The sequence below is a fragment of the Streptococcus sp. Z556 genome, assembly GCF_053010225.1.
The window spans coordinates 176,397-192,007 of the sequence record NZ_JBRKNU010000005.1 but is presented as its reverse complement, the minus strand read 5'-3'; the positions used below and the strand labels follow the sequence as shown (position 1 = coordinate 192,007).

The window sequence follows — 15,611 nt, the reverse complement described above, 5'->3', positions numbered from 1 at the left end:
CTCGGGAAGTAGCTCAGCTTGGTAGAGTACTTGGTTTGGGACCAAGGTGTCGCAGGTTCGAATCCTGTCTTCCCGATCAATCACGAGGATACTTTAGGGTATCTTTTTTTGTTTATCAAGGGGATTCTGAGAATCTTCTTTTTTGTTTTATGCGAATAATTTTGTGAGAACTAGCAGTACTTAAGGAATGGTAGTGACTATATATTTTCTTTAATTATGGTAAAATAGTAAGAGAATAATGTGAGGGAAATGAATGTCAAGTAAGTTTGAAATTTTAATGAATCAATTAGGAATCTCTGAACAACTAAAACAGGATCCTGCTCTTATTGATGCAAGCATTGAGCGTGTCGTGGTTCATAAAATTAGTAGGGTTTGGGAATTTCATTTTGTATTTTCTAAAATTTTGCCTATTGAAATCTTTCTGGAGTTAAAGAAGGGGTTGAGTGAAGAATTTTCTAAGACAGGGAATCAAGCTGTTTTTGAAATCAAGGCTCTGTCTCAAGAATTTTCTAATCAACTCTTACAGGCCTACTACAAGGAGGCTTTTTCTGAAGGTCCGTGTGCTAGCCAAGGATTTAAATCTCTTTATCAGAATTTGCAAGTTCGTGCGGAGGGAAATCAGCTCATTATTGAAGGTTCCGAGGCGATTGATAAGGAACACTTTAAGAAGAATCATCTTCCTAATCTAGCGAAACAACTTGAAAGATTTGGTTTCCCAGATTTTGTATGCCAAATAGAAAAGAACGATGCCCTTACACAAGAGCAGGAGGAAGCCTTTCATGTGGAGAATGAACAGATTGTTCAGGCTGCCAACGAAGAAGCTCTGCGGGCTATGGAGCAACTGGAACAAATGGCTCCTCCATCAGTAGAAGAGAAATCAGCCTTTGATTTTCAGGCTAAAAAGGCTGCAGCCAAGCCAAAGTTAGACAAGGCAGAAGTTACCCAGATGATTGATGTGACGACTGAGGAAAATCGTTTGGTCTTTGAAGGGGTAGTTTTTGATGTCGAACATAAAGTGACCAGAACAGGGCGTGTCTTGATTAACTTTAAGATGACGGACTATAGTTCAAGTTTCTCTATGCAAAAATGGGTCAAGAATGAAGAAGAGGCTCAGAAGTTTGACATCATTAAGAAGAATTCATGGCTCCGAGTTCGTGGGAATGTGGAGATGAATAACTTCACACGCGATTTGACAATGAACGTGCAGGATGTGCAGGAAGTTGTTCACTATGAGCGGAAGGATTTGATGCCAGAGGGTGAGCGTCGGGTTGAGTTTCATGCTCATACAAATATGTCGACTATGGATGCTCTGCCTGAGGTCGAAGAAATCGTTGCGACAGCTGCAAAATGGGGTCATAAGGCGGTAGCAATTACGGACCATGGCAATGTCCAGTCCTTCCCACATGGCTATAAGGCAGCCAAGAAAGCGGGAATCCAGCTAATCTATGGGATGGAAGCTAATATCGTTGAGGATCGTGTTCCTATCGTCTATAACGAAATGGAGATGGATTTATCAGAAGCGACCTATGTGGTTTTTGACGTGGAAACGACAGGGCTTTCAGCCATCTATAATGATTTGATTCAGGTTGCGGCATCTAAGATGTACAAGGGCAATATCATCGCTGAATTTGATGAATTTATCAATCCTGGCCATCCCTTGTCAGCTTTTACTACTGAGTTGACTGGGATTACAGATGACCATGTTAAAAATGCCAAACCACTGGAACAAGTTTTGCTAGAATTCCAAGAATTTTGCAAGGATACAGTCCTAGTTGCCCACAATGCCACCTTTGACGTTGGTTTTATGAATGCCAATTATGAGCGGCATGGCTTGCCTAAGATTAGCCAGCCAGTTATCGATACGCTAGAGTTTGCTAGAAATCTCTACCCTGAGTATAAACGTCATGGTTTGGGCCCTTTGACTAAGCGTTTTGGTGTGGCTCTGGAACACCACCACATGGCCAACTACGATGCGGAAGCTACTGGTCGCCTGCTTTTCATCTTTATCAAAGAGGTAGCAGACAAACATGGTGTGACGGATTTGGCTAGGTTAAATATTGATCTAATCAGTCCAGATTCTTATAAAAAAGCTCGAATCAAGCATGCGACGATTTATGTCAAGAATCAGGTGGGGCTGAAGAATATCTTTAAGCTGGTTTCTTTGTCCAATACCAAGTATTTTGAAGGAGTTCCACGGATTCCGAGAACAGTTCTAGATGCCCACCGAGAAGGTTTGATTTTAGGTTCAGCCTGTTCAGAAGGTGAAGTTTTTGATGCAGTTGTTTCCCAAGGTGTGGATGCAGCGGTTGAGGTGGCCAAGTATTATGACTTTATTGAGGTCATGCCACCTGCCATCTATGCTCCTTTGATTGCCAAGGAGCAAGTCAAGGATATGGAGGAACTTCAGACCATTATCAAGAGTTTGATAGAGGTTGGAGACCGTCTTGGCAAGCCTGTTCTGGCTACGGGAAATGTCCATTATATCGAACCAGAAGAAGAAATTTACCGTGAAATTATCGTCCGTAGTTTGGGACAGGGGGCTATGATTAACCGAACCATCGGTCACGGCGAACATGCCCAACCGGCTCCGCTACCTAAGGCTCATTTTCGAACAACCAATGAAATGTTGGATGAATTTGCCTTTTTGGGCGAAGATCTAGCATGCAAATTGGTTATTGAAAATCCCAATGCCTTAGCAGAAATTTTTGAGCCTGTTGAGGTCGTTAAGGGTGACTTGTACACTCCTTTCATTGACAAGGCTGAAGAAACGGTCGCTGAGTTGACCTACAAGAAGGCCTTTGAGATTTATGGAAATCCGCTGCCAGATATCGTTGATTTGCGGATTGAAAAAGAATTGACTTCTATTCTGGGAAATGGATTTGCCGTTATTTACCTGGCTTCGCAGATGCTGGTGCAACGTTCCAATGAACGGGGTTACTTGGTTGGTTCTCGCGGGTCTGTCGGTTCTAGTTTCGTCGCGACCATGATTGGGATTACGGAGGTTAATCCTCTCTCTCCTCACTATGTCTGTGGTCAGTGTCAGTACAGTGAGTTTATCACCGATGGTTCTTACGGTTCAGGTTTTGATATGCCCAATAAGGACTGTCCAAACTGCGGTCACAAACTCAGCAAAAATGGGCAGGATATTCCTTTTGAAACCTTCCTTGGTTTTGATGGAGACAAGGTTCCCGATATTGACTTGAACTTCTCGGGAGAAGACCAACCTAGTGCTCACTTGGATGTGCGTGATATCTTTGGTTCAGAGTATGCTTTTCGTGCAGGAACGGTTGGTACAGTTGCTGCTAAGACCGCCTATGGCTTTGTCAAGGGTTACGAGCGTGACTATGGGAAATTTTATCGTGATGCGGAGGTGGAACGCCTCGCTCAAGGCGCTGCTGGTGTTAAGCGGACAACAGGACAACACCCGGGGGGGATCGTTGTTATTCCTAACTACATGGACGTCTACGATTTCACGCCTGTCCAGTATCCGGCAGATGACGTGACGGCTGAGTGGCAGACCACTCACTTTAACTTCCACGATATCGATGAGAACGTTCTCAAACTCGATGTGCTGGGGCATGATGATCCGACCATGATTCGGAAACTTCAGGACTTGTCTGGTATTGACCCCAATGAAATTCCTATGGATGATGAAGGCGTGATGGCTCTCTTTTCAGGGACTGATGTGCTAGGAGTGACTCCTGAGCAAATTGGAACGGCGACAGGTATGCTGGGAATTCCAGAGTTTGGAACTAACTTCGTACGTGGGATGGTCGATGAAACCCATCCGACAACCTTTGCGGAATTGCTTCAGCTCTCAGGTCTGTCCCACGGTACTGATGTCTGGTTGGGCAATGCCCAGGATTTGATTAAGCAAGGAATTGCGGACCTATCAACTGTTATCGGTTGTCGGGACGACATTATGGTTTACCTCATGCATGCGGGTCTAGAGCCTAAGATGGCCTTTACCATCATGGAACGGGTACGTAAGGGCTTATGGTTGAAGATTTCCGAAGAGGAGCGAAATGGCTATATCGAAGCTATGAAAGCCAATAAGGTGCCAGAGTGGTATATCGAGTCCTGTGGGAAAATCAAGTATATGTTCCCTAAGGCCCATGCGGCAGCCTACGTTATGATGGCCTTGCGCGTGGCCTACTTCAAGGTTCACCATCCCATTTATTATTACTGTGCTTACTTCTCTATCCGCGCCAAGGCCTTTGATATCAAGACCATGGGTGCGGGCTTGGATGCCATCAAGCGTAGAATGGAAGAAATCGCTGAAAAACGGAAGAATAATGAAGCCTCTAATGTGGAGATTGACCTTTATACAACTCTTGAGATCGTCAATGAGATGTGGGAACGTGGCTTTAAGTTTGGCAAGTTAGACCTCTATCGTAGTGATGCGACTGAATTCATCATCGACGGAGATACCCTCATCCCACCATTTGTCGCAATGGATGGTCTGGGAGAGAACGTTGCTAAGCAGTTGATACGAGCGCGTGAAGAGGGCGAATTCCTTTCTAAGACAGAACTCCGCAAGCGTGGCGGACTGTCATCTACCTTGGTTGAAAAGATGGATGAAATGGGTATTCTCGGCAATATGCCAGAGGATAACCAGTTGAGCTTGTTTGATGATTTGTTTTAAAGGGGATGAGGAAAAGTAAAATGAAACTAAAAATTTTTGCGGAAGATAAGCCAGCTGAGAAGGTGTTTGAATATCAATTGGAACTTGCTGATCAGACAATTCTTTTATCGACAGCACTCTTGTCTAGTGCTGTTGCTTTAGCAGGATTATTTTCTGCTTTGAAAGATTAAACCGAGAAACCGAGAAATTCTGTTTTCAGGTATTTTCATTAGTCTTGGAATGTGTTAAAATTATAATGTATAGATTTTTTTAATAAACAATAAAAATTTAAGTGATTTTCATGAGTATTGATAATGAAAGAGGTAAAGAACGTGGCGAGATATTTAGTAGGTCCCTACAACAATAGTTGGAACTTTATAGATGCGGTTGAAAAAGCTCAAAACGGGGACACGATTGAATTTGAGGATGGGTATGCCTTTCAATGGCCAACAGATAGAGTCATTGTGATTAAAAAGAACCTTCATTTTGTGGGTCATGTGGTTCCAAATCCAAATAGCAATGGGCGCTTATTTAATAATACGATTGAAGCGTCATTTCAGATTGCAGGCGGCGCTGAAGTTTCTTTTGAAAATCTATGGTTTAAAATGACAGGTAATTATTCAGCCTTTTCAGTATTAGCTGGATCTAAAATCACCTGTAATCAAATTTATTTTGAAACAACAATCCAAGAAAATAAAAAATACATGATTTATGCTGAGGCAAACTCAACAGTGATATTAAATGATGTAGGAATGACTGCTCCTGAAAAACACAATAGTTCAATAAAAATAGTCAGTTCAGAATTGTCTATTAGTGATGCAACGATTTTATCTCGTATCTATGCGGCAGGTGGTTCTAAGATATCTTTAGACAAAGTCTATCTTCAAAAATATGATTTTAATACGATCCATGTCATAGATTCAGAGGTTACCATAAAGAATTGTACAGTCAAAGGTGGTAATCTGGAGAAAGAATACCCAATGATCTGGCTAAAAAACGTTATCTGGCAGTCGGAAAATTCCGTATTGGAGATGCCAGGATATACCGCAGTATGCTTGACAAAAAACGTTCGTTTTGGTACAGTATCAGATAAAATTTCAACCTTGAGATCCTTTGAGAGCACAGTTCTAGCTCATGATATGACAATCACTGAATTTTTAGGAATTGATAAAGAATCTTTTGCTTCCTTAAAAGGAGTAACAAATTTTCTTACAGAGAGTCAGAAAAAGATTCCATTTGGTGCTTTTACAAATAGTGTAGTGCTCGCAGATCAGATGATTTTTCACAAACTATTTGCTCCTAATCTTCGTATCAAGGGTTCATCTTTTGTGAAAACAAATGCTCTTTCATATGCGCAAGGAGATGCTCGGGATCTTAAAGTTGAATTAGAGGATGGCTCAGACTATATTGTTGGGAAAGAATCTGCTCAAGGTGGTAGCACAGCTAATTCTGCAACGGGTGAAGTCGGAGTTGAAAAACGTGATGCTCTTGAGGAATTGAACAATCTAGTTGGTCTTGAGAAGGTCAAACATGAGATCAAAAAGATGATCAATATGGTAGAGTTCAACAAAAAACGAATTGCTAGTGGCAAGGTGCCTGAAAAGCAAACATTACACGCTGCCTTTATGGGAAATCCTGGTACAGGAAAGACAACTGTAGCTCGTCTTTTGGGGGAAGCTCTGTATGAAGCAGGGGTTCTTTCTGGTGAAGAGTTCCGATTTGTCGAAGCGACCGAATCTGATTTGATCTCTTCTAGTGTCGGTGGTACAGCCGAGCAAACGCAACACTTACTTGAAAAAGCGCGTGGAGGAATCCTCTTTATTGACGAAGCTTACAGCTTGGATAAAAAAGGTAGCAGCGTCAACTTCGGAATTGAGGCTGTTAATACCATCCTCAAATTTATGGAGGATAATCGTGATGATATCATGATTATTTTTGCGGGCTATACCAAAGAGATGGAAGAGTTCTTCAAGACCAATCCTGGATTACGTTCGCGTGTACCAAACAACTTTATCTTTGAAGATTACACAGGGGATGAGATTGTTCAACTGGGTGAAATGATCTTGAAAAAAGGAGACTACAAGCTCGAAGATCGTGATTACTATGCTCGTCATGTTAAACGTGCTTATGATGGATCGCTAGATAAGAGCAATGGTCGCTGGATCCGCAACCTGGATGAGCAATTGACCAAGACCTTGGCGGATCGTGTCGTAGCTCAAGGTTCTGATGATATTGAGACGATTCTTAATATTGATATTGATGCTGTCCTCAATCAAGGAAAATACCAGGAAGGTGCAGACAAGGAAGAAGACGGTATGGCAGCCCTCAACCGCTTGATTGGTATTCCAAAAGTCAAAGAGCAAGTGGAACAATTTGTAGCCATGGCAGAGTTTAACCAAAAACGGGCTGAACAAGGGGGTGTTGTAGCAGATACGACCTTGCACTCACTCTTTCTTGGAAACCCTGGTACAGGGAAGACAACCGTTGCTCGGATTTTAGGAAATATTCTTTTCCAAAAGGGAGTGATCAAGCAGAAGAAATTCATCGAAGCATCTCGTAGTGATTTGGTTGGTGGTTACCAAGGTCATACAGCTTTGAAGACGCGCGAAGTCTTAGAAAGTGCCCTTGGTGGTGTCCTCTTTATCGATGAAGCTTATGCTCTTTATAAGGATTCAAACGATAGTTTTGGGAAGGAAGCTTTGGATGAAATCCTCAAATTTATGGAGGACCATCGTCGTGATATCGTGATTGTCTTTGCAGGATATACCAAGGAAATGTATGAGTTTCTACAAGTCAATTCAGGATTGCAAAGTCGGATTCCGACCACTTTCGATTTTGAAGACTATACACCAGATGAGATTGTTAAGATTGGACTTTTGGGACTTAATAAACAAGGTTATCAGGTCAATAAAGCTCTTTACGCGGATGTTGTGAAATCAAGTTATACACGTTCTAATGACAATAGCAATGGTCGCTGGGTTCGGAACTTTAACGAAAAACTTTTGCGTCAAGTCTCTACACGTGTAGCACGGGACGGAAGTAGTGATTACAACTCTATTTTGGATCAAGATTTAGAAGTATTAAGGGAGAATTGAAATGGCAGATAAAAATGACTATGTAGCACCTCCGGGAGTCAGCAGTGGACAATCCGATTATGTAGCCCCACCAGGTCAGACAGTCCAACAAAATGACTATGTAACACCACCAAGTGCTCAATCTTCGCAGCAAAGTGATTATGTAGCACCTCCTGGTGCACAGGGACCAAGACAATCAGATTACGTGCCTCCTCAACAAGGTCAAGCTAGTCCCCACCAAGAACAAGGCTACTTTGATACGCCGTCTGCTCCATGGACCATGTATCTGACAGGCTATCTCTTTATCATGTTAATGGTTATCTGGAGCAGAGAAAATAGCTTGTTTATGAAATTGTTAGGAACGGCTTACACCCTCCTTTCAAATTACACCTTGTCTTGGTATTCTGATTACAAACGATTTGAAAATGGACCTTTTGCTTGGTTCTTCACCCGTTTTGGCAGTGCGAAGTTTGGCTATGCTTCTTCTGCATCCATGAACTACCAAAAAGTTCGTGTATCTCGTGGAGTGTTTGGGGACTATAAAGGGACATCCAGTACGGATTGGGGCCAACATATTACGACCGCAGTCATTGTTACTGTAGTAGCTGAACTATTGCGATACTATATCTGTATCCCGATTGCCTTTATTACCCTTTTTACTCATAAAACCACTATTGCGAAGTATAAGTATGCTTTGCAACAATGGCTCAATCAACAGTAAGTGAATCAGGATTCTGCAGGAGCGGAATCCTTTTTACATGGACTTATGGTATAATAGGAAGAGATTATTTACTTATGAAGGAGAAACAAAATGGTTTTACCAAATTTTAAAGAAAATCTAGAAAAATATGCGAAATTATTGGTTGCAAATGGAATCAATGTGCAACCTGGTCATACTTTAGCTCTCTCTATCGATGTGGAGCAACGTGAGTTGGCGCATTTGATCGTGAAAGAAGCCTATGCCTTGGGTGCGCATGAGGTTGTCGTTCAGTGGACAGACGATGTCATTAATCGTGAGAAATTCCTCCACGCGTCAATGGAGCGTTTGGACAATGTACCAGAATACAAGATTGCTGAGATGAACTATCTCTTGGAGAACAAGGCTAGCCGTCTTGGTGTCCGTTCATCTGATCCAGGTGCCTTGAACGGAGTGGATGCTGACAAGCTTTCAGCTTCTGCCAAAGCTATGGGACTTGCCATGAAGCCAATGCGTATCGCAACTCAGTCCAACAAGGTTAGCTGGACAGTGGCTGCCGCTGCTGGACTCGAGTGGGCTAAAAAGGTCTTTCCAAATGCTGCAAGCGACGAAGAAGCAGTGGACCTTCTTTGGGACCAAATCTTCAAAACTTGTCGTGTCTACGAAGAAGATCCTGTTAAGGCTTGGGAAGAACATGCAGCCATCCTCAAAAGCAAGGCGGAAATGCTCAATAAAGAGCAATTCTCAGCCCTTCACTACACAGCGCCAGGGACAGATTTGACACTTGGTTTGCCTAAGAACCACGTTTGGGAATCAGCTGGTGCTATCAATGCACAGGGAGAAGGATTCTTGCCAAATATGCCGACAGAAGAAGTCTTTACGGCTCCTGACTTCCGTCGTGCAGATGGCTATGTCACTTCTACAAAACCACTTAGCTATAACGGAAATATCATTGAAGGGATTAAAGTAACCTTTAAAGACGGACAAATCGTGGACATCACTGCTGAGAAGGGTGATCAGGTCATGAAAGATCTTGTTTTTGAAAATGCGGGCGCGCGTGCCTTAGGCGAATGTGCCTTGGTACCAGATCCAAGTCCAATTTCTCAGTCAGGCATTACCTTCTTTAATACTCTTTTCGATGAAAATGCCTCAAACCACTTGGCTATCGGTGCTGCCTATGCGACTAGCGTTGTTGGTGGTGCAGAGATGAGCGAAGAAGAACTTGAAGCTGCAGGACTTAACCGTTCAGATGTTCACGTTGACTTTATGATTGGTTCTAGTCAAATGGATATCGATGGTATCCGTGAGGATGGAACACGCGTACCACTCTTCCGTAATGGAAACTGGGCAATTTAAGGAGAAGTTATGCTTGGAAGTATGTTTGTTGGTCTCCTAGTGGGATTTTTGGCAGGTGCTTTAACCAATCGTGGAGAGAGCATGGGATGCTTTGGGAAAATGTTTCTTGGCTGGATTGGTGCCTTTCTGGGCCACCTGCTCTTTGGAACGTGGGGTCCAATTATAGCAGGAACGGCCATTATCCCAGCTATTTTAGGAGCTATGATTGTCTTAGCGATTTTCTGGAGACGAGGAAGTTAGTTTCTTGAAAAATTAGAAAAAAGGAGGTTGGTCACTTGGGCCAGCCTCCTTTTGAGTATGATATAATAGTTCTATGAGATTAGATAAATTTTTAGTTGCCTGCGCTGTGGGAAGTCGGACAGAGGTCAAAAACTTGCTCAAGGCTGGACGCGTGACGGTCAATGGCAAGAAAGAAAAATCAGCTAAACTGCAGATTGACGAAGAAAGAGACCAAATTCGTTTTGACGGTCAAGTGCTAGAGTACGAGGAGTTTGTTTACTACATGATGAACAAGCCCCAAGGAGTCATTTCGGCGACTGAGGATCCCAAGCATAGAACAGTTTTAGACTTGTTAGATGACTATGCTCGCGCCAAGGAAGTTTTTCCAGTGGGGCGCTTGGATATTGATACCCATGGTCTCCTGCTCTTGACCAATGATGGTCAGCTGGCCCATGCGTTGCTTTCGCCTAAACGTCATGTGGATAAAACTTACTTGGCTCAAGTCAAGGGGATTATGACCCAAGAAGATGTGGAAACATTTTCCAAGGGTATTCCGCTTAAGGATTTTACCTGCCAGTCGGCCAAACTGGAGATTTTGTCGGTAGATCCAGAAAAGAATCAAAGTCTGGTTCGCGTGACCATTGCTGAAGGCAAATTCCATCAGGTCAAACGCATGGTAGCTTACTGTGGTAAGGAAGTGGTAGACCTGCAACGTTTGACGATGGGAACACTGATTTTAGACGAGAAGTTGAAACGAGGAGAATGGCGTCGCCTGACCAGAGAGGAGTTAGAGAATCTCCTTGCTAGTATTGCTTAGTTTGGATTATGTTAGAAAAGGTGAGGAGAAAGTCCCTGCCTTTTTCATTTTTCAGTTGCTTCCTTTGTGAAAAGAGTTATAATAGACAGTAGAATAAAAGGAGGAATCTATGAACGCGATTCAAGAATCATTTACAGATAAATTATTTGCCAACTATAAAGCAAATGTAAAATACCAAGCGATTGAAAATGCTGCAAGCCATAACGGAATTTTTGCTGCCCTAGAACGTCGTCAAAGCCATGTAGACAATACACCTGTTTTCTCATTGGATTTGACCAAGGACAAGGTGACCAACCAGAAGGCTTCTGGTCGTTGTTGGATGTTTGCGGCTCTCAACACCTTCCGTCACAAACTCATCTCTCAATACAAGCTCGAAAACTTTGAACTGTCTCAGGCCCACACCTTCTTCTGGGACAAGTATGAGAAATCAAACTGGTTCTTGGAGCAAGTCATTGCGACTGCAGACCAAGAATTGACGAGTCGCAAGGTTAGCTTCCTACTCCAAACACCCCAACAAGACGGTGGTCAGTGGGATATGGTAGTGTCCCTCTTTGAGAAATACGGTGTCGTGCCCAAGTCTGTTTACCCTGAGTCTATCTCATCTAGCAACAGCCGTGAGCTAAATGCTATCCTCAACAAATTGCTTCGCCAAGATGCTCAAATCTTGCGTGATTTGTTAGCTTCTGGTGCAGATCAAGCGACTGTTCAAGCCAAGAAAGAAGAGCTTTTGCAAGAAATCTTTAACTTCCTTGCTATGTCACTAGGACTTCCACCACGTAAATTTGACTTTGCTTATCGCGATAAGGACAATAATTACCAAAGCGAAAAGGGTATCACACCACAAGAATTTTACAAGAAATATGTCAATCTTCCTCTAGAAGATTATGTTTCTGTTATCAATGCTCCAACTGCTGATAAACCTTATGGCAAATCTTACACAGTTGAGATGTTAGGAAATGTGGTTGGTAGCCGTGCAGTTCGCTACATCAATGTTCCAATGGAGCGCTTGAAGGAATTAGCGATTGCCCAAATGCAGACAGGAGAAACTGTTTGGTTTGGTTCAGATGTCGGCCAGCTCAGCAACCGTAAAGCTGGAATCCTTGCGACAGATGTTTATGACTTTGAATCAAGCATGGACATTAAACTGACTCAAGACAAGGCTGGACGTTTGGACTACAGCGAAAGCTTGATGACCCACGCTATGGTCTTGACAGGTGTAGACTTGGACGAAAATGGTAAATCAATCAAGTGGAAGGTTGAGAACTCTTGGGGAGACAAGGTTGGTACAGATGGTTACTTTGTTGCCTCAGATGCTTGGATGGACGAATACACTTACCAAATCGTTGTCCGTAAAGAATTGCTGACGGCAGAAGAACAAGCTGCTTATGAAGCAGAACCAATCGTGCTCGCACCATGGGATCCAATGGGTGCCTTGGCAGAATAAAGCATAAAGAAAAAAGGTTAGGAGAATCCTAGCCTCTTTTTTTCAAGTAATTTCTTAAAGTAATGATAGATGATGCTTGTCAAGGGAGTTCTTCTTATTTTGAGTCTTTAAGTGACAGAGGAAAGGATATGTGTTATTATAGTAGTACAAAAGGATATCGGAGTAGAAATGAAGTATTTAAGCAGCCAAGACATCAAGGATCGTCAACGAAACATCAGTGACATTAAACCTTATAAAACGACCAAGGAAATCATTTTTTCAAATATCTTTACCTTCTTTAATGCTATGAACTTGGCTCTGGCAGTTCTGGTAGCCACAACCTTGCGATTTGAGAATATGCTCTTTTTAGGTGTGATTGCTATCAATACAGCTATCGGGATTTTCCAAGAAGTGCGTTCAAAAAATGCTTTGGAAAAGCTAAGTTTGCTTGGTAAAAGTAAGTATAGGGTCAACCGAGATGGTCAAACGATTGAGATTGATCCAGAGGACATCGTACTGGGCGAGTATCTGCATCTCAATCTGGGAGATCAGGTACCTGTAGATGCAGAAGTGTTGGAAGGGAATATTGAAGTAGATGAGTCCTTGCTGACGGGTGAGAGTGATTCGGTCTTTAAAACAGTTGGTGACAAGCTGATGAGCGGAAGCAATGTTGTCAGCGGTACTTGTCTGGTCCTTGCTACAGCTGTGGGTCCCGATAGTTATATCAACAAACTTGCAAAATCCAGCAAGGAATTCAAAAAATACCCTTCTCAACTGCGCGATTATATGGATAAGATTTTAAAAATCGTCTCTATCCTGCTGGTGCCAGTTGCCATTCTGCTCTATGTCAGAGGTTTTAGTCTAGGACGGTCTTATGTTGAGATTGTCTTGGGAAGTTCAGGCGCCTTGGTCGGCATGATTCCAGAGGGATTGATTCTCCTGGTCAGTGTATCTCTGGCGGTAGCGGCCATGAAGCTGGCTAAAAAGAAGGTTCTGGTGCAGGAACTATACTGTGTGGAGACCTTGGCGCGTGTAGATGTTCTTTGTTTTGATAAGACTGGAACCATCACGACTGGTAATATGAAGGTCCAAGAAATGGATGCTAATGTAGCAGAGAAACTGTCTTCGTATCTGGCTTATTTTGAGGATGAAAATGCGACGTCGCGGGCTCTGAAGACTTACTTAACCTGTGAGAAAAAGTGGGAAGTTCAAGAAGTTGGTGCCTTTTCTAGTAAAAACAAGTATTCCTTTGTCCAAGTAAAAGACGGTGGAACCTACTTTTTCGGTGCTTATGAGTTTCTCGGCTTTACCCAGCCGATGGATGCCTACTATGAACATCTCAAACAGCAAGGTTTTCGAATCTTATCGCTTGCTCATAGCAAGGACCAGATTACAAGCCCAGCCAATATGAAATTACTAGGGCACGTCGTTCTGTCAGATGAAATCAAGGACAATACCAATGAAACCTTTGACTATTTCGAATCTCAAGGTGTCGAAGTAAAGATTATCAGTGGGGATAATCATGTGGCTGTATATGGGGTGGCTCGTAAGGCAGGATTTAAAGAATCAGCCCGTGCAATTGATATGACCAAGGTGAGTGACGAGGACTTTGAAAGAGTGGTCTTGGACCACGATATCTTTGGTCGCGTGACACCTGAGCAGAAAGAAAAGATGGTGACCGTTTTGCAAAATGCTGGGAAAACAGTTGCAATGAGCGGTGATGGAGTCAACGATGTTCTGGCTCTCAAGAAAGCAGATATTAGTTTCGCTATGAATGGTGCTACCAGTGCAGCCAAAAGCGTCTCCAATATTGTTTTTCTCACTGATGATTTCGCAGTATTTTATGATATCTTGATGGAAGGTCGCCGTGTCATCAATAACATCCAAAAGGTCGCCTCTCTCTTTCTAACAAAGACCTTCTTCTCCATCGTTTTTGCCATTTTGAGTGTGATCTTTGGTTTGGAATTCGCCTTTATCCCCATTCAGTTTACAATCATTTCAGCCATTACGATTGGGATTCCATCTTTCTTCCTAACTTTTGAGTCCAATAAAGAAAAGGTCAGCACACATTTTATGCGAGATATTTTGACCAATGCTACGATTGGTGGTGGCATTCTGGTTACTAGTGTTCTCCTGACGAACTTCTTTATCACTGTCCCAGGTCAGGTCAAATTTATTTGCTTCCTCCTTGCTTTGATCAATGGTCTGTGTCTAGTTGCCAAGGTCAGCCTGCCTTTTAATCGATACAAGTTACTCTTGCTCACGTTTTTGAGCCTTGCAGCCCTTGTTGGTGTACTTGCCAATACATTTATCCTGCAAGGAGCTTTTGTGCCTTTAGAAACTACCCAAGTCGTCTATGTAGCCATCCTAGCAGTGGTGATTGGAGGCTTGCATTATCTGACTAGAAGAAAAAGTTGATACACAAAAAGAATCAGGTTTAATCCTGATTCTTTTTTATCTATATTCTCAATTGCTTGGATTACATGATACCGAAGAAACGAGCTGCGATACCTACTGCAAAGAGAGCAAGGATGATTGCGATTGGTGATACTTTTTTCTTAAGCAACCACATGCAAAGGAAAGTAAGGAGAAGTCCCATCAACCCTGGAATCAATGCGTTCAACTGACCTTGAAGGGTTTGTGGTTGAATCTTATCTAGGCTCAATCCACCAAGTGCTTGACCAAGGATACCTTTCAATTCAGCACCTGATACAGGACCTTCTGGGAAGTTGATGTAGGCACCTTCTGCCAATTGTTTACCTGGAAGGTTTATAGTAAAGTTGATCGATACCCAACGTTGTACAAGAACGGCAAGGATGAACATACCAAGGATAGAAGCACCTTTAGTGATGTCTTTCAAGATACCACCTGACATATCTTTAGTGATTTCAGATCCAGCTTTGTAACCGAATTCTTGTGTGTACCATAGGAAGGCCATACGGATAGCATTCCATCCGAAGAAGAAGAGAAGAGGACCAACGATGTTACCAGTTGTAGCAAGTGATGCACCAAGAGCTCCAAGGATCGGACGAACTGTAAACCAGAAGACTGGGTCACCGATACCAGCAAGAGGTCCCATCATACCGATTTTAACCCCTTGGATAGCTGCGTCATCGATTTCAACACCGTTAGCACGTTCTTCTTCAAGTGCAAGAGTAACCCCCATGATTGGAGCAGCTACGTATGGGTGAGTGTTGAAGAACTCAAGGTGACGCTCAAGAGCAGCCGCTTGGTCTTCTTTTTTAGTGTACAATTTTTTGATAGCTGGGATCAATGAGTAAGCCCAACCCAAGTTTTGCATACGCTCGTAGTTCCAAGAACCTTGAAGGAATTGTGAACGCCACCAAACTTTTTGACGATCTGATTTTGATAATTGAATTTTTTCAGCCATGATTGTTCCC

10 protein-coding genes and 1 tRNA gene are annotated in these 15,611 nt (G+C 42.8%); 10 read left to right on the top strand and 1 reads right to left on the bottom strand.

Annotated elements, in window-relative coordinates:
* Nucleotides 1-2 precede the first annotated feature (2 nt).
* The 10 genes from ACVC7S_RS07460 to ACVC7S_RS07415 all read left to right on the top strand — a co-directional run bounded on the left by ACVC7S_RS07460 (nt 3) and on the right by ACVC7S_RS07415 (nt 14,628).
* Nucleotides 3-76 (top strand) — tRNA-Pro (locus ACVC7S_RS07460).
* Nucleotides 77-253: 177 nt separating this feature from the next.
* Entirely contained in the window at nt 254-4,645 is a 4,392-nt protein-coding gene (locus ACVC7S_RS07455; protein WP_447266705.1) for a PolC-type DNA polymerase III, read from the top strand.
* Nucleotides 4,646-4,665: 20 nt separating this feature from the next.
* Nucleotides 4,666-4,815, top strand: a complete 150-nt coding sequence (locus tag ACVC7S_RS07450) for a hypothetical protein (RefSeq protein ID WP_447266704.1) — start codon at nt 4,666-4,668, stop codon at nt 4,813-4,815.
* Between the two features lie 141 nt (nt 4,816-4,956).
* Nucleotides 4,957-7,719 carry an AAA family ATPase gene (locus tag ACVC7S_RS07445; RefSeq protein ID WP_447266703.1) on the top strand — a complete coding sequence of 921 codons (2,763 nt, stop codon included), beginning with the start codon at nt 4,957-4,959 and terminating at the stop codon, nt 7,717-7,719.
* 1 nt (nt 7,720) lies between these two features.
* A complete protein-coding gene (locus ACVC7S_RS07440) occupies nt 7,721-8,419 on the top strand; it encodes a hypothetical protein (RefSeq protein WP_447266702.1) in 699 nt (232 codons plus the stop codon).
* A gap of 90 nt (nt 8,420-8,509) precedes the next feature.
* Nucleotides 8,510-9,751 (top strand): aminopeptidase, encoded by a 1,242-nt coding sequence (locus tag ACVC7S_RS07435; RefSeq protein ID WP_447266701.1) that lies wholly within the window; start codon nt 8,510-8,512, stop codon nt 9,749-9,751.
* A 9-nt stretch (nt 9,752-9,760) separates the two neighbouring features.
* Entirely contained in the window at nt 9,761-9,991 is a 231-nt protein-coding gene (locus tag ACVC7S_RS07430; protein WP_000901565.1) for a GlsB/YeaQ/YmgE family stress response membrane protein, read from the top strand.
* 73 nt (nt 9,992-10,064) lie between these two features.
* Nucleotides 10,065-10,787, top strand: coding sequence for a pseudouridine synthase (locus ACVC7S_RS07425; protein ID WP_447266700.1), 723 nt, complete (start codon nt 10,065-10,067; stop codon nt 10,785-10,787).
* A 109-nt stretch (nt 10,788-10,896) separates the two neighbouring features.
* Complete coding sequence (pepC, locus tag ACVC7S_RS07420) at nt 10,897-12,231, top strand: aminopeptidase C (RefSeq protein ID WP_447266699.1); 1,335 nt, start codon at nt 10,897-10,899, stop codon at nt 12,229-12,231.
* A 168-nt stretch (nt 12,232-12,399) separates the two neighbouring features.
* Nucleotides 12,400-14,628 carry an HAD-IC family P-type ATPase gene (locus ACVC7S_RS07415; protein WP_447266698.1) on the top strand — a complete coding sequence of 743 codons (2,229 nt, stop codon included), beginning with the start codon at nt 12,400-12,402 and terminating at the stop codon, nt 14,626-14,628.
* A 61-nt stretch (nt 14,629-14,689) separates the two neighbouring features.
* Here the strand turns inward: ACVC7S_RS07415 and ACVC7S_RS07410 are convergent, their stop codons facing one another.
* Nucleotides 14,690-15,601: a PTS system mannose/fructose/sorbose family transporter subunit IID gene (locus tag ACVC7S_RS07410; protein ID WP_447266697.1), complete on the bottom strand. Its 912-nt coding sequence runs from the start codon at nt 15,599-15,601 to the stop codon at nt 14,690-14,692.
* Nucleotides 15,602-15,611 lie beyond the last annotated feature (10 nt).

Bases quoted from the DNA above. Each gene is read 5' to 3' on its own strand.
- ACVC7S_RS07455 (WP_447266705.1), top strand. From the start codon at position 254: ATGTCAAGTAAGTTTGAAATTTTAATGAATCAATTAGGAATCTCTGAA.
- ACVC7S_RS07450 (WP_447266704.1), top strand. From the start codon at position 4,666: ATGAAACTAAAAATTTTTGCGGAAGATAAGCCAGCTGAGAAGGTGTTT.
- ACVC7S_RS07440 (WP_447266702.1), top strand. From the start codon at position 7,721: ATGGCAGATAAAAATGACTATGTAGCACCTCCGGGAGTCAGCAGTGGA.
- ACVC7S_RS07435 (WP_447266701.1), top strand. From the start codon at position 8,510: ATGGTTTTACCAAATTTTAAAGAAAATCTAGAAAAATATGCGAAATTA.
- ACVC7S_RS07430 (WP_000901565.1), top strand. From the start codon at position 9,761: ATGCTTGGAAGTATGTTTGTTGGTCTCCTAGTGGGATTTTTGGCAGGT.
- ACVC7S_RS07425 (WP_447266700.1), top strand. From the start codon at position 10,065: ATGAGATTAGATAAATTTTTAGTTGCCTGCGCTGTGGGAAGTCGGACA.
- pepC (WP_447266699.1), top strand. From the start codon at position 10,897: ATGAACGCGATTCAAGAATCATTTACAGATAAATTATTTGCCAACTAT.
- ACVC7S_RS07415 (WP_447266698.1), top strand. From the start codon at position 12,400: ATGAAGTATTTAAGCAGCCAAGACATCAAGGATCGTCAACGAAACATC.
- ACVC7S_RS07410 (WP_447266697.1), bottom strand. From the start codon at position 15,601: ATGGCTGAAAAAATTCAATTATCAAAATCAGATCGTCAAAAAGTTTGG.